Origin of the sequence: Halonatronomonas betaini, assembly GCF_015666175.1 — a bacterium.
Lineage (GTDB): Bacteria > Bacillota > Halanaerobiia > Halanaerobiales > Halarsenatibacteraceae > Halonatronomonas > Halonatronomonas betaini.
Genome location: NZ_JADPIE010000008.1, coordinates 15,365 through 29,365, shown reverse-complemented (window position 1 = coordinate 29,365; position 14,001 = coordinate 15,365). Strand labels below are relative to the sequence as shown.

Annotated in this window: 14 protein-coding genes and 1 tRNA gene; 7 read left to right on the top strand and 8 right to left on the bottom strand. The window is 35.0% G+C overall.

The features are described from left to right. Positions 1-134: 134 nt before the first annotated feature. Together I0Q91_RS12565 and I0Q91_RS12560 are read left to right on the top strand one after the other, a co-directional pair. Positions 135-872, top strand: a complete 738-nt coding sequence (locus I0Q91_RS12565) for a SagB/ThcOx family dehydrogenase (RefSeq protein WP_270454966.1) — start codon at positions 135-137, stop codon at positions 870-872. Between the two features lie 124 nt (positions 873-996). Then, positions 997-1,155, top strand: a complete 159-nt coding sequence (locus tag I0Q91_RS12560) for a hypothetical protein (RefSeq protein ID WP_270454965.1) — start codon at positions 997-999, stop codon at positions 1,153-1,155. 60 nt (positions 1,156-1,215) lie between these two features. On the opposite strand, the gene I0Q91_RS12555 is transcribed toward I0Q91_RS12560, so the two are convergent. Then, positions 1,216-2,322: a GNAT family N-acetyltransferase gene (locus I0Q91_RS12555; protein ID WP_270454964.1), complete on the bottom strand. Its 1,107-nt coding sequence runs from the start codon at positions 2,320-2,322 to the stop codon at positions 1,216-1,218. Between the two features lie 193 nt (positions 2,323-2,515). On the opposite strand from I0Q91_RS12555, the gene serS reads away from it, so the two are divergent. Next, positions 2,516-3,796 carry a serine--tRNA ligase gene (gene serS / locus I0Q91_RS12550; RefSeq protein WP_270454963.1) on the top strand — a complete coding sequence of 427 codons (1,281 nt, stop codon included), beginning with the start codon at positions 2,516-2,518 and terminating at the stop codon, positions 3,794-3,796. Between the two features lie 79 nt (positions 3,797-3,875). Here serS and I0Q91_RS12545 read toward each other — a convergent pair whose 3' ends face one another. The 3 genes from I0Q91_RS12545 to I0Q91_RS12535 form a co-directional block, all read right to left on the bottom strand. Further along, positions 3,876-4,076: a hypothetical protein gene (locus I0Q91_RS12545; protein WP_270454962.1), complete on the bottom strand. Its 201-nt coding sequence runs from the start codon at positions 4,074-4,076 to the stop codon at positions 3,876-3,878. A 242-nt stretch (positions 4,077-4,318) separates the two neighbouring features. Continuing rightward, positions 4,319-4,747, bottom strand: coding sequence for an OmpH family outer membrane protein (locus tag I0Q91_RS12540; RefSeq protein ID WP_270454960.1), 429 nt, complete (start codon positions 4,745-4,747; stop codon positions 4,319-4,321). 58 nt (positions 4,748-4,805) lie between these two features. After that, the gene (locus tag I0Q91_RS12535; protein ID WP_270454959.1) at positions 4,806-5,006 is read right to left on the bottom strand and encodes a hypothetical protein; all 201 of its coding nucleotides are present in this window, start codon (positions 5,004-5,006) and stop codon (positions 4,806-4,808) included. Positions 5,007-5,303: 297 nt separating this feature from the next. On the opposite strand from I0Q91_RS12535, the gene I0Q91_RS12530 reads away from it, so the two are divergent. Then, complete coding sequence (locus I0Q91_RS12530; protein WP_270454957.1) at positions 5,304-5,507, top strand: cold-shock protein; 204 nt, start codon at positions 5,304-5,306, stop codon at positions 5,505-5,507. Positions 5,508-5,619: 112 nt separating this feature from the next. Then, positions 5,620-7,200 carry a DEAD/DEAH box helicase gene (locus tag I0Q91_RS12525; protein ID WP_270454956.1) on the top strand — a complete coding sequence of 527 codons (1,581 nt, stop codon included), beginning with the start codon at positions 5,620-5,622 and terminating at the stop codon, positions 7,198-7,200. 248 nt (positions 7,201-7,448) lie between these two features. Here the strand turns inward: I0Q91_RS12525 and I0Q91_RS12520 are convergent, their stop codons facing one another. Further along, positions 7,449-9,041, bottom strand: coding sequence for a methyl-accepting chemotaxis protein (locus I0Q91_RS12520; protein WP_270454954.1), 1,593 nt, complete (start codon positions 9,039-9,041; stop codon positions 7,449-7,451). 360 nt (positions 9,042-9,401) lie between these two features. Continuing rightward, positions 9,402-9,488: transfer RNA gene (locus I0Q91_RS12515), tRNA-Ser, on the bottom strand. 76 nt (positions 9,489-9,564) lie between these two features. Here I0Q91_RS12515 and I0Q91_RS12510 point away from each other — a divergent pair. Beyond that, positions 9,565-11,304, top strand: coding sequence for a DUF4910 domain-containing protein (locus tag I0Q91_RS12510; RefSeq protein ID WP_270454952.1), 1,740 nt, complete (start codon positions 9,565-9,567; stop codon positions 11,302-11,304). A 20-nt stretch (positions 11,305-11,324) separates the two neighbouring features. After that, the gene (locus I0Q91_RS12505; RefSeq protein WP_270454951.1) at positions 11,325-11,897 is read left to right on the top strand and encodes a GNAT family N-acetyltransferase; all 573 of its coding nucleotides are present in this window, start codon (positions 11,325-11,327) and stop codon (positions 11,895-11,897) included. Position 11,898: 1 nt separating this feature from the next. Here the strand turns inward: I0Q91_RS12505 and I0Q91_RS12500 are convergent, their stop codons facing one another. Then, positions 11,899-12,840 carry an NAD(P)H-dependent flavin oxidoreductase gene (locus tag I0Q91_RS12500; RefSeq protein ID WP_345790993.1) on the bottom strand — a complete coding sequence of 314 codons (942 nt, stop codon included), beginning with the start codon at positions 12,838-12,840 and terminating at the stop codon, positions 11,899-11,901. A gap of 22 nt (positions 12,841-12,862) precedes the next feature. Further along, positions 12,863-13,999 carry an alanine racemase gene (alr, locus tag I0Q91_RS12495; protein WP_270454948.1) on the bottom strand — a complete coding sequence of 379 codons (1,137 nt, stop codon included), beginning with the start codon at positions 13,997-13,999 and terminating at the stop codon, positions 12,863-12,865. Positions 14,000-14,001: the final 2 nt, after the last annotated feature.

Below are 14,001 nucleotides of genomic sequence, written 5' to 3'. Positions count from 1 at the left end.
CCTCTACATATTTTATTATTCTGTATTACTCAATAAAATCCTGCAAGAATTACATTAAAGTACCCAGGTTGCTTTTATTATTTTAATTAGATAAAATACTAATAGCTTATCAAACAAAATAGGAGGTAATATTAATGGAAAAAGATGTTAAAGAATTCCTGGAAGCAACCTATTACGGAAACTTAAGTCCTTCTGATCAGAGTAAAGAAATGCCATCCCCTTCAATGATAAATCAACCAGAAAATATTATTGAAAGCTTTAAGTTGCCTGATCCAGAAAAAATTAATCTCCCTGAAAAAAATATTATTAATATTTTAGAAGAAAGACGAACAAGAAGAGCTTACAGTAACGCTTTATTAAATAAAAATGATCTTTCACTTTTATTATACTATACACAGGGGATTAAAAAAACTCTGTCTGATGGAAGAAATATGAGAACTGTTCCTTCAGCTGGGGCCAGACATCCATTTGAAACTTATTTTTACTTAAATAAGAGTAAAGAACTGCCAAATGGCCTGTATTATTATAATCCACTTGAACATGAAATTTTTCTAATAAATCATCAGAATTTAACAGAAGAATTAATCGAAGGTGCCATCGGTCAGAAATTTATAAAAGGAGCAGCTGCCATTTTCTGCTGGGTTGCTAATTATTATCGAACTGCCTGGAGATATAGTGAAAGATCATTTAGATATATCCATCTAGATGGTGGTCACATCTGCCAGAATTTATATCTAATAGCAGAAGCTTTAAATTACGGGGTCTGTGCAATAGCTGCTTATGATGATAAAAAGATGAATAAACTTCTAAATCTTAATTCTGATGACCGATTTATAGCCTATATGGCCAGTTTAGGTGGACAAAAAAATTAAACTATCTTAAAATTTAAACATTACAATCAACCCTTTACAAACTAAAATTAAACCTATATAATGCTAAACAATAAGATAATATAACCTTTATAAGACTATAATATTATAAGAAAGGGTGATAGTAATGAGTTTAGAAAAGAAAAATATTTGTCCCCACTGTCACAGTGCTAATTGGAGTAGCAATGAATATTGTACCCACTGTAGTGGAGAACTTTATGAAAACTCAATTAAAAATAATGACAGAACTTCTGTTTTATTAACTAAATTACCGATGGGACTTTAATAAATTCTAGAAAATAAAAATCACTTATAAGCGCCTGGAGATTCCAGGCGCTTATTTAATTTAAAATATAATAAAACCTAGCAGAGTAATAAATAGAACAAGCCAGATAATCTTATTATAATCCCAGATCCTTCTGCCATTATAACTTACAAAAGGGAAAAATGGTAAAGCGATATCAAAAATAGCCATATTTGTTACTGCCACCAATAAAATCTCAATAAATTTACCGCCATTTATAAAATCAAAATTTAAAATCCAGCCTAAAACAACTAATGCACCAGCACTAGCCAGAGACTGGTTAGCAAGCTCAGGCAATTTATTTTGATAAGACCAATTATTATCTTTTGGATAATAAGTTCCAGGTACTGGAATATACCCCCCTGCAAATATGGCCATAATAATTGAGATTATATGCCCACTTTCCCAGATATCATATTCTAAATTTAAACCTGATCCTTTACCAGCAATTATCCCGGCCAGGTCTCTTATCCCAAAAGTAATTCCAATTGCCAGAAAAACTGAAAAAATATCTATAATATCAATATCTATTAAATCAGTTCTTAATAAAGCAATAAACATAATTAATGAGCTAATAGTTACATTAAAAATCCATGTTTTAATATTCATCGATTTATTTTTATCTGTTTTTAATCCATTTTCCACTTTATTTTCATGCTCTTTTAACTCTAGATACCAGAGATCATGGCCTAGATCAAAAAGGTGATGTGTCTGATACCAGATATAAAAAGTTTTAAAGCCAAACTTATTAATCTGATCAAAAAGCCTTAACTTAGAGAAACCCTGACTATTAAAAATTTTAAATGATGAACTATTATATCCTTCAATACAGGCAAAAATCTCCTGACAGCCTCCAGTTTCCAATTTAAAAATAGCCTTTTCGATAAGCTTCTTTCCAATTCCTTCTCCCTGATGGTCAGGAGCTGTAAATAACCAATAAATAGTACCTGCATTAATCTCTTTAGAATAAGAAAACTGACCATAAACTACTCCGGCCACAATCTGATTATCCTTAAGCGCTACTAAAGTTGCTGGTTTATGACTAAAAAATAACCAGGCTGTCAACGGAAATGATTCTCTGGTAATTGCCCTGACTTTTTTTTCCTCACCTGGTCTCATTCTTCTAATAGTTAAATTATCTTTATACATTTCTACACCTCTTTAATTACCTTCTTGCTTTTCATTTTTTTATATATTATAATACTGAATATAATAAGGGTATAATATTAAAAAGCTGTCGAGCTTTTAAATAAGCTTACAGACTTTCGCCTCATTCATGGCGAGGGTCTTTTTCTTTAATTTTTACATATGATAGTTTAATATTACTAAGGAGTGATAATAAATGTTAGATTTAAAGTTTATTAGAGAAAACCCGGATTTAGTAAAAGAATCCCTGACTAAACGAGGGCTTAATTCTGAATTAGTTGATGAATTTTTAGAATACGATAATAAAAGAAGAGATATCCTCTATGAAGTTGAACAGTTAAGGCATAAAAGAAATGTTGCCTCAGAAAAAATTGGTCAGTTAAAACGAGCTGGCGAAGATGTTCAACCAATGATCACTGAAATGAAGGATGTCTCTGATCGAATTAAAAGCTTTGAAAATGAACTTGATGATGTTGAAAAAAATGTTAACTCTATCCGCCTTGAAATCCCAAATATTCCCCATGAAGATGTTCCAGTTGGCGATGATGAAGAAGATAATGAACTAATTAGAAAATGGGGTGAGCCAAGAAATTTTGATTTTGACTTTAAACCTCACTGGGAATTAGGCGAAAACCTTGATATTTTAGATTTTGAAAGAGGAACAAAAGTAACTGGATCCCGGTTTACATTTTTAAAGGGAGCCGGTGCCCGCCTGGAACGTGCCCTGATCAATTTCATGTTAGATTATCACAGAGAAAATCATAATTATGAAGAAATATTTCCACCATTTATCGCCAATAATGATAGCATGACCGGCACAGGTCAGCTGCCAAAATTTGCTGCAGATATGTTTAAACTTGAAGATGAAGAATATTATCTTATTCCTACAGCAGAAGTTCCCATTACAAACCTTTATAGGGAAGAAATATTGGATATAGATGATCTCCCAATATACCATTCTGCCTATAGTGCCTGTTTTAGAGCAGAAGCTGGAGCCCATGGTCGCGACACAAGAGGAATCATCAGACAGCATCAATTTAATAAAGTTGAAATGGTTAAATTCGTTACACCAGAAACTTCCTATGATGAATTAGAAAAAATAACTAATGATGCCGAAGACATTCTTCAGGCGCTTGAGCTCCCATATAGAGTTGTTAGATTATGTAGTGGAGATCTCGGTTTCTCCGCTGCTATGACCTATGATTTAGAAGTTTGGATTCCAGCATATGATACCTATAGAGAAATTTCATCCTGTTCTAACTTTGAAGATTATCAGGCTAGAAGAGCAGGGCTCCGCTATCGCCCAGACCCGGACTCACAGACAAGATATCTCCATACATTAAATGGATCTGGCCTGGCGATCGGTAGAACCGTTGCTGCCATTCTTGAAAATTATCAGAATGAAGACGGTACTGTTTCAATCCCAGAAGTATTAAAACCTTATCTTGGCGGAATGGATAAAATAGAACCTAAATAAATTCTATCATAATTTAGATAAAACAAAAAGCCCACCATCTAAGGTGGGCTACTATTATATCTATTTATGTCCTGATTTTTTATAGGACTACATTAACTGGGCTAGCTGTTTCTATATCAAAATCTACCTCAGCAAAACTTTCTTCGACTTCTAATTGATAACCAAAATCATCATCCATTTCTTCAAATTCCTCTTCATCTGGTACTCCACAGGCTGCCGCTGCAAATACAACCAGAGCTAAAACAAGACTAAGCGCTACTGCTTTTTGAAATTTAGTCATCATTTACACCTCCCCGTTTATTATGGTGATAATTAGAATACTTAATTTTTTACTGTTAAGTATAGTATAAAAGATAGTTGTGATAATTTTATAAAGAAATATTCAGAATATATCAAAATAAACCGAATATATTTGTGAATATTAAGCTTTAAAGATAAAATAAAAACCCTGCCCGGGGAAAGGCAGGGAAAACATGGAGGAGGAAAACAATTTCCTATTTATCGGTTAAAATAACTTACTTTTTATTGAACATATTCTATAAAATCTTCAGTAACATCTTCTGCACCACTAACAACTGCTGCATCTATAAGAATCAAATCATAACCATGATCTTCTCTAAAACTATCAAGATCTGGTTCAATAACTTCCATTAAGTCATCGCTTAATTGTTGTTGAATCATTTGAGCTTCCTGCTGCATCTGTTGTTGAAGCTGTTGCATCTGTTCAGCATCCTGTTCAGGATCTAAATCCTGTGCCTGCTCCTGAAATTCTTCCTGTACAGCCATTATTTCTGCCTGCAATTCTGCCTCTAAATCAGCAGCAGCAGGATGTTCCTGCGTTACAGTTTCCATCTCAATAACTGCAGCATTCATTGCAGCCATTGGAGATGATAATAAAAATACTAATGCTAATCCTAATACTAAAGGTAATACTTTATTTTTATTTAACATTTAATTCAAGCACCTCCAAAATAAATTCATTCAATCTATCAATCTATTAAAAATTATTTTAAACTATACTTGCATTTTCAATAATATCTTCATTTAACTCATAAGAGACTAATTCTTCCTCAACCTCTTCAATTTGAATACCAAAATCATCATCCATCTCTTCAAATTCCTCTTCATCCGGTACTCCACAAGCTGCCGCTGCAAATACAACCAGAGCTAAAACAAGGCTAAGTGCTACAGCCTTTTGAAATTTAGACATAAACGAACACCCCCTCAATTAATAACCTAACATGATTTTTATATTCTATAACAAATTATAATAATTGAATGTGAGAGTTTTATGTTAAAAAAATTAGATATCCTAGAAAAACTAATGGCCAAATGTGATAAAATATATCAAGATTTTTATTAGCATTAAGAAAAAACTATAATATGGATTGAATTTATTTTAAAAAATAGCTTGCATTTTTATTTCAACTATGTTAGAGTTATTAGCAGTGGCAAGAAAAAACTAATCTTCTTGCTTTTTTAGAAAAATTAGGAGGAATAAATTTTAATGATTTACACAGGTACAGTAAAATGGTTTAATGATCAAAAAGGTTTTGGCTTTATTGAAAGAGAAGGCGACGATGATGTATTCGTTCATTATTCAGCTATTCAAGATGAAGGTTTCAAATCTTTAGAAGAAGGTCAAGAAGTTGAATTTGAAGTCGTTGAAGCAGACCGCGGTCCACAGGCCGAAAACGTTGTTGTAATATAATAAAAATAAATGTAAAATATATGATATAGCAACTAATTCCCTGACTATATGTAATGTGGTCAGGGATTTTTTAATGTATTATAAAAATAAAAATTTAGGAAGTGAATATATATTGAATAAAATTAAATTTACAGAGTTAGGGCTTTCATATGAAATATTGAAAGCAGTTGATGATATGGGGTTTGAAGTAGCAACTCCAATCCAGAAAAATGCAATCCCGGAAATTATGCAGGGCAAAGATATAATCGGGAGAGCTCAAACAGGAACAGGCAAAACTGCAGCATTTGGAATCCCCTTATTAGAAAAAATTGATGAAAACTTAAAAAAACCCCAGGCAATTATTTTATGTCCAACTAGAGAATTGGCCATCCAGGTTAGCAGAGAACTAAAGAATCTAGCCCGGTATAAGCATGGTATTCAGACTTTACCAGTTTATGGTGGCCAGAGTATTGGCAAGCAGATCCAGGCCTTAAATAGAGGAGCCCAGATAATTATTGGAACTCCTGGCCGGGTAATGGATCATATGCGAAGAGGTACCTTAAAGCTTAACAACATAGATTTTCTTGTTTTAGATGAAGTCGATGTTATGCTGGATATGGGCTTTATTGATGATATCGAGACTATTTTAAGAGATATACCTGAAGATAGACAGACTCTATTCTTTTCAGCAACTATCCCAAAATCTATCCATAAATTAAGCAAAAGATATCAGAAAAATTCCCAATTCATAAAAGTAGCCAAAGAAAAAATGACAGTCCCAAGTATTGATCAATATTATTTAAAAATAAAGAGAAAAAATAAATTTATGGCCCTAACTAGATTGCTGGAATACCACAATCCTAATCTAGCACTGGTATTCTGCAATACCAGAAAAATGGTTGACGAACTCACCTCTGAACTAATGGCTGACGGCTATTTAGTTGATGGTCTCCATGGAGGTTTAAATCAAAATCAGAGAGATAGAGTAATGTCAGCATTTAGAGATAAGAGAATAAAAGTTTTAGTAGCTACTGATGTTGCAGCCAGAGGAATCGATGTTGATAATGTAGAGGCAGTCTTTAACTTTGAACTACCACAGGATACTGATTATTATGTCCATCGGATTGGCAGAACAGGTAGAGCAGGTAACAGTGGCAAAGCCTTCTCCTTTGTAGCTCGAAGAGACAATAACCAATTAAAGAAAATCCGCCGCCATACAAAAAGCCGGATTGACCAGGGTAATATACCTACATTAAATGATATTGAGAAAATCAAATTCAAACATTTAATTGATGATATCGCAGAATATATTGAAACTGAAGATCTAAGTAAGTATTTAAATATGATCGAAAACTCCCTTAATAATGATTATTCAGTTAAGGAAATCGCCGCAGCCCTATTAAAGAAATCTTTAACCCAGCAGGAAGAAGAAGCTGAAAACATCGAAAACTTCGGTGATACAGGAGCAGAGCCTGGAATGGTTCGCCTCTTTATAAATGCAGGTAGCAGAGATAAATTAACTCCAGGCCATGTTGTTGGAACAATTGCTGGAGAATCCGGAATAGCCGGCGGAAACATTGGAGCCATCGATATCTATGAAAACTTTAGCTTTGTTGAAGTTCCAAGAGAAGATGGTCAGCAGGTATTAACAACTATGAATAATAACTTTATTAAAGGTAAAAAAATCAATATGGAACCTGCTCAAGCTAAATAAAAATAACCAAACTAATATTAAAATTCCACTGAACTCAGCTTAATTGCAAGAGCCAGTGGAATTTTTTTATTACAATAAATAAAAACTTTCAACCCAAATAATAATTAATTATAAACACTTTGTATTAACCTCTGATTCGATACCAACCCAGTACCAACCCAGTACCAACCCAGTACTAACCCAGTCCCGATCCTATAACAATACATATTCGATCTTTAAATTAATTTATGTTAAATAACTATTAAAGTTTATATATTATTAAGAGAATCTAATGCCATTCCAACCTGGATCATACTACTTCCATCATTCGCAGGAATAGTTGCAAACTTAAACAGCTTATCATCTTCTATTCTTCTATGAATTGGAGTAATTAAACTATCATCAGAATCATCTAAGTCCAGATTCTTAATCCACTCATTAATTTCAAAAATATTCACCCCGATAATATCCGGACTGGTACTCAATTCAAACTCTCCACCTTTATCAATAATCGAGGCGATATCAATATTATTATCTCTTATGAATTCCTCTAACTTTTTATTATTTAAATCATTGACTTCACTTATTTCTCTTAATTGATAACATAAATTAAGCATAGTCCTATCTAAAATTTTTGAAGCAAGTCTCATCTCAGCTTCAGAAGCTTCATCATATAACTGAACCGTCATCTGATTAATCTTCTCATATAAATTATTTAACTTCTCAACTGAAGAAGAAACTTCCTGACTGGTAGCAGTATTTTCCTCAGAGCTTGCTGTTATAAATTCCAGTGACTCTTCAGCTTCTTTCATTGACTTTGAAAGCATTTCAGTCTGACTATTTAAATCCTCTAACTCCTGATAATTATCCTTTACTATCGATTTCATATTAACAAGCATTGAATTAATTTGCTCTGTCTGATCATTTTGCTTTTCCATTATTTCAGCATTATTTTCCATCTGATCATGAACTAAGTCTAACTTACTATCAACACTTATTAAAAGTTCACTTATATTTCCTGCAGATTGATCAACTTCTTGCGCCAGCTCTCTAACCTGACTTGCAACAACTTCAAAACTCTTACCCCTCTCCCCGGCCCTGGCCGCTTCTATCGAAGCATTCAAAGCCAAAAGATTTGTTTCACTGGCTATATTAGTAATAATTTCAACGATATTTTTTGCCTCTTCAAAAATTTCATTTAGATTTTCTAAATCATTTAATGTCGACTTAATTGCCTGATTATTTTTGATAGAACGCTCAGAAAGTTCAGTTAACATTTCACTACCTTTTTCTGCAATCTCGGAACTTTCTTTTGAAGTTGTAACTATTTCTTCAGTCTTTTCATTGGTATTAATAATATAATTATTAATCTTATTAAATGTACTACTAATATCTTCAATCTTATTTGCCTGATCTTCACTGGCCTGTGCAACATTATCAATAGCTTCAGTAATTTCAGCAGACATTTCACTTACTGTTTGAACTTCTTCTTCAAGATCCTTAGCTCTACTCTCTGTATGGGCTGTAGTCTCAATAGTCTTTGAACATAATTCCCTAATATTGTTTAATAATTGATTAATTTTAGTTGCTACAGGATAAAAATTATTAGACTTATCAAGTTCAATCTTCTGGCGATAATCCCCCTGATTAATTAAATCCATTATTTGATTAAACTTTGATAGATCTTTTCTCCCCTTTGCCTGATAAATACCTATAAAAAGCAAACCAGTAATTACATTAAGAACAATTACAATATGTAACAAAGATAAATTAACTAAATCACTGATTTGATAAGCAAAAACTGGACCAGCAATTAATAATAAGATCATCAATATTGGTAATAAAAATTTTCTATCAAACAATACAATTAACCCCCCAAAGAATAATTTATTTAAATATTACTTGAATTTATTATTCTTGGTTAACTAAAAAATACCTGCAAAAAATCATTAGTTATTTTATAAATACCAGCTAAAACTATCAGTCAGTTAAAATAAATATAAAATTAAATATCAAAATCTCTTTTAAAACAAAAATTCTGCCTTTCAGCAGAATAGTCAATTAAAAAATAAATTCTTTATATAATAGCATAATAATGATATAATTGATTATCAATATATATTAAAGTAATAAAATAAATAATGGAACAAAAGCGGCACATATCTTACCCAAAATAAAAAAAGACCACTTTATTAAAAGTCGCCTAATCGTTGCAATATCAATGGCGGAGAGACGGGGATTCGAACCCCGACACCTTTCGGCTTCACCGGATTTCAAGTCCGGCCCCTTAGCCATTCGGACATCTCTCCTCTTTGATTGACCATTAAAATTTTACTACATAATCAACTCAATGTCAAGGGTTTTTATTGAAAGGAGCTAATTATTTTGCAAAAAAAGAGAGAAACCTTATTAAATGAATTTATTCCTGGTCGAGCTATGGAAATATTAAGAGAGATCTCCCTTTTCCACCGGGCAAAGGGCAGCAAAGATTTCAACAAAGCTATCAACTTAATAGAAAAAGATTTAGCTGAGACAGAGCATCTCAAATTTAAAACAGAAGAAATCTATGGTGGCTGGCAGGCCCCAGAATCTTTCTCAGTTAAAGATGGGTACTTAAGATACAGCAATAATGGCGAATATATAACAGACAGATTAGACCATTCTCCAGTAGGAGCCATCTTCTTATCAGGTTCAACTGATGGCATAGCAGAATTTGAAGTCTATGATGCAGGCAAGGGCGAATCACCTGAAGACTACAACAATTACAAACCAGGCCAGGCAGTCCTGGCCTCCGGTCAGATCACAAAAGTATTCAAACAGGCCGTCATAAAAAGAGATGCCCCCTGTATTATCTCTTCCTATATGAGAATGCATAATCAAAAAATATCCAGAACTCCAGAGGAAATGCCTGATGCCGTAAATTATACATCCTTTCCGTCAAACCAGGAAAAATCAGCAGTCGGTTTCACAGTCAGCTGGAGAGAATATAATAGACTAAAGAATAAAATCAAAGATGGAACAACAAAGGTCGAAGCATATCTTAAAGCTGACCAGCAAACAGATAATCTCGAGGTCCTAACAGCCAGGGCAGGTCAGAAAAATCCTAATAAAAAACCAATCCTATTAACTGCCCATCTCTGCCATCCTAAGCCAGGTGCCAATGATAATGCTAGCGGTGCCGCCCTTTTAGCAGAACTAACCAGAGTTTTCCAAAGAATTAATCCAGATAGAGAAATTTACAGCCTCTGGATTCCAGAAATGTTTGGCACAGCAGCTCTGCTGGATCAGGGCTGGTTCGATAAGGATTTTGAACTGGCAATAAACCTTGATATGGTTGGAGCCGATCAGTCAAATACTGGCTCCACAATGAATATCTTTAGCACACCCTGGTCAGTTCCATCATTTATCAGTGAATTAATGGCAGAGAGATTAGCCAGCTCAGAGTTCCGCTGGCAGCAAAACTCATATGCAGGAGGCACAGATCATTTCATTCTGGCCAATCCCCAGGTAGGAATCCCTGCTATCTCTTTAACCCAGCAACCAGACCGATATTACCATACCGATCAGGATACAGCTGATAAATGCTCAACTAAAACCCTGGGCTGGGCAGGCAGAGCCGTTATTAACCTAATCCATGACCTGATAGAACCTGAGCAGAAAACTATCTCAGCAACTGCTGGCAGAATCTTAAATAATTATTATCGAGATTTAGGCAAGGCCGAAAATGAACTTACCAGAAACTATTTAAATTATCTCACCTCCCAAAAATTAACCCAATTAAAGGCATATGGTGAGATTGGCTCAGCAGAAGACTGGTTCAAAAGCCAGGCTGAAAATTTCCAGCTTCCTGAGTATAGAAATGATTTCAGAAAAATCTCAGGACCGATTGCCAATAGCCATCTTGATATTGATGATCAAATCAAATTAATTAACCTCAGAGATAAATTCGATAACTGGGGTGTCTTCCAGGACGAGCTAATCAACTTCCTGGAACTAGGTTTTAGTCAGGAACAGGCTATCCTGCTAGCAACAGAAGAGTTTAACCTATCAGAGGATATTAAGCCAGAAGCTATTAAATTCCTAAAGAAAGCTATCAACAGTAACTTAATCAAAGATATAAATTAAATTTAAAGGGGGAAATCAAAATGAAGTATTATCGCAAGCTGGTTGGAGAAAGGCTCTATCTTTCACCTATTAACTTAGAGGATATTGACAAGTATACTGAATGGATAAATGATCTTGAGATCGCTATAAACCTTGGAAATGCAGCAGCAGTCTTCAATCAGGAAAAAGAGAAAGAGATGTTAGAAAAACTTATAGAGGAAGGCCATCATTTTGCAATAGTTTCAGAAAAATCAGACGAACTCCTTGGAAATTGTGGCATATTTGATTTAGATAAAATTCACAAGACCGGCGAGATTGGTATCTTTATTGGAAACAGGAATTTTTGGAATAAAGGCTATGGTTCAGAAGCCATCAACCTGCTCTTAGATTATGGTTTCAATATCCTAAATCTCCATAATATTTCGCTTAGCGTCTATAGCTTTAACAAAAGAGCTATTAGCTGCTATGAAAAATTAGGTTTTAAAGTAATCGGAAATCGCCGTGAGGCAAGAGAAATAGCAGGTCAAAAATATGATGAAATCTATATGGATATCCTGGCTTCAGAATTTGAAGGCAGAATCTTTGATCAATTAAAACTCAATCCAGAGCATTAATTTAATCAGCCATTTCAGCCTTAATCCTTGCAAAGATCTCTTTTACAGAAAGTATCTCTTTGATTTTACCAATTCCGGCACCTGAAAAGAAGAGGCCTTCATCTTTATTGCCCTCTTTTCCTTTGATTAATAATTCCCTGACACAGAATTCTTTACTGCATTTTTTAAGACAGTCTATACAGTTTTCAGGTGCTGGTGCTTCACCATTTAGGATCTGCTCAACCAGTTCATTATCAATAGCCATTGCAGGCAGACCAACTGAACTAATAATCTTTTTCAAATCTTTAAAATTACATTCAACACATAATTGCTTAAAATACTCATCAACACTTGACTCCTTAGAAGCCAGAAATCTGGTCCCCATCTGAACTCCATCAGCACCTCTTTTAAAGGCATCTTTAACATCAGCAGGGGTAACAATATCACCGGCTGTAATAATAGGAATAGAAACCTTGCCTTTAATTTTTTCAAGCAAAGTTGCACTCTTTTCAGCTGTTCCTAAATGCCCGCCGGCATCTCCTCCTTCAACAACAATTGCAGAGGCTCCTAATTTCTCAGAAATTCTTGCAAGTTTTAGCGATGATACAATCGGCACAACTGGAATACCAGCCTCTTTACCCAGGGTAAACATATCCCTGGAAAAACCAGCTCCTGAAACAATCACATCAATTCCATTCTCAATCGAAGTCTTTAATAGATCCAGAAACTCTGAAGCAGCAAACATTATATTAACTCCAATAATGCCATCTGTCATAGCTCTGGCTTTCTTGATCTCTTCCTTTAATTTCTCAGGAGAAATCGCAGTTCCAGCAATCAGACCAATTCCACCTTCTTCAGCAACAGCTGCTGCCAGCTCTGCCATCGATACCTCAATTGCCATACCACCCTGAATAATTGGGAACTCAGGATTCAAATCTCCTATTCTTAAATCTGGAAACTTAATGATCTTCACCTTCCTTAAATAATTATTGATTCAAATAAACCCTTGGAACTCTTGAACTAATACCACAGGTAATCTCATAATTGATCGTCCCGGCCAAATCAGCCAGTTCTGTGGCTGTAATCTCTTCATCTCCCTGTTCACCAATCAAAACAACCTCTGAACCTACTTCAACATTTGGAATACCTGTAACATCAACCATTATCATATCCATACAGACCCTGCCCCTGATCGGAGCTCTCTGGCCATTAACCAGCACTTCAGCCTTGTTGGATAAAATCCTGGGATAGCCATCTGCATAGCCTAATGGAAGCGTTGCAATATACTCCTCATGCTCTGTCTTATAAGTACCGCCATAACTGATTGCAGTCCCGGCAGGCACCTTCTTTAAATAAACAATCCTGGTCTTCCAGCTTAAAACAGGTTTTAATGGGAATGGACTGCCAACCTCATGGGATGGGGGCAGGCCATACATCATAATTCCAGGTCGGACAATATCCAGGGCAAACTCAGGCAGATCAAGAATTGTAGCACTGTTGGCCACCTGTAATTCAGGCAGATCTTCTTCCTTAACACCTAAATCTCTAATATTTTCAACTGCCTTTTGATACTGCTGCCACTGATACTCGGTATACTCCTTATCTTCCTCATCAGCCTTAGAAAAATGAGTCATAATGCTATCAACTTCAAGATTATTATCCCTGACTGTTTTCTGATAAAAAGCAGAAACCTCAGCTGGCTTTAAGCCAAGCCTTCCCATGCCAGTATCAACTTTAATAACAACAGGTATCTTTTTATTATGCTTATCTGCAATCCTGGCAATCGCCTTTCTGGAATCAGACCGGCAGATTGTCGGAATCAGATCATATTCAACCAGCAGTCTAACCTGTTCAGGCATTGTCTCGCCAAAGACCTGAATCGGAACCTTAATTCCTGCTGCCCTCAATTCCATACCTTCCTCAGGAATAGCAACAGCAAGCCTGGTAGCTCCAGCTGAGATTGCCGCCCTGGCAACCTCAACTGAGCCATGGCCATAGCCATCTGCCTTAACCACAGCCATAATCTCGCTATCTTCCCCGACATGTCTCCTGATAGATTTGATCTGATACCTGATATTGGCCAGATCAATCTCAGCCCTGACTGGCCTGGTTATCTCCTGCATAT

Coding starts and splice junctions, on each gene's coding strand:
- I0Q91_RS12565 (WP_270454966.1), top strand. CDS start 135: ATGGAAAAAGATGTTAAAGAATTCCTGGAAGCAACCTATTACGGAAAC.
- I0Q91_RS12560 (WP_270454965.1), top strand. CDS start 997: ATGAGTTTAGAAAAGAAAAATATTTGTCCCCACTGTCACAGTGCTAAT.
- I0Q91_RS12555 (WP_270454964.1), bottom strand. CDS start 2,322: ATGTATAAAGATAATTTAACTATTAGAAGAATGAGACCAGGTGAGGAA.
- serS (WP_270454963.1), top strand. CDS start 2,516: ATGTTAGATTTAAAGTTTATTAGAGAAAACCCGGATTTAGTAAAAGAA.
- I0Q91_RS12545 (WP_270454962.1), bottom strand. CDS start 4,076: ATGACTAAATTTCAAAAAGCAGTAGCGCTTAGTCTTGTTTTAGCTCTG.
- I0Q91_RS12540 (WP_270454960.1), bottom strand. CDS start 4,747: ATGTTAAATAAAAATAAAGTATTACCTTTAGTATTAGGATTAGCATTA.
- I0Q91_RS12535 (WP_270454959.1), bottom strand. CDS start 5,006: ATGTCTAAATTTCAAAAGGCTGTAGCACTTAGCCTTGTTTTAGCTCTG.
- I0Q91_RS12530 (WP_270454957.1), top strand. CDS start 5,304: ATGATTTACACAGGTACAGTAAAATGGTTTAATGATCAAAAAGGTTTT.
- I0Q91_RS12505 (WP_270454951.1), top strand. CDS start 11,325: ATGAAGTATTATCGCAAGCTGGTTGGAGAAAGGCTCTATCTTTCACCT.
- alr (WP_270454948.1), bottom strand. CDS start 13,999: ATGCAGGAGATAACCAGGCCAGTCAGGGCTGAGATTGATCTGGCCAAT.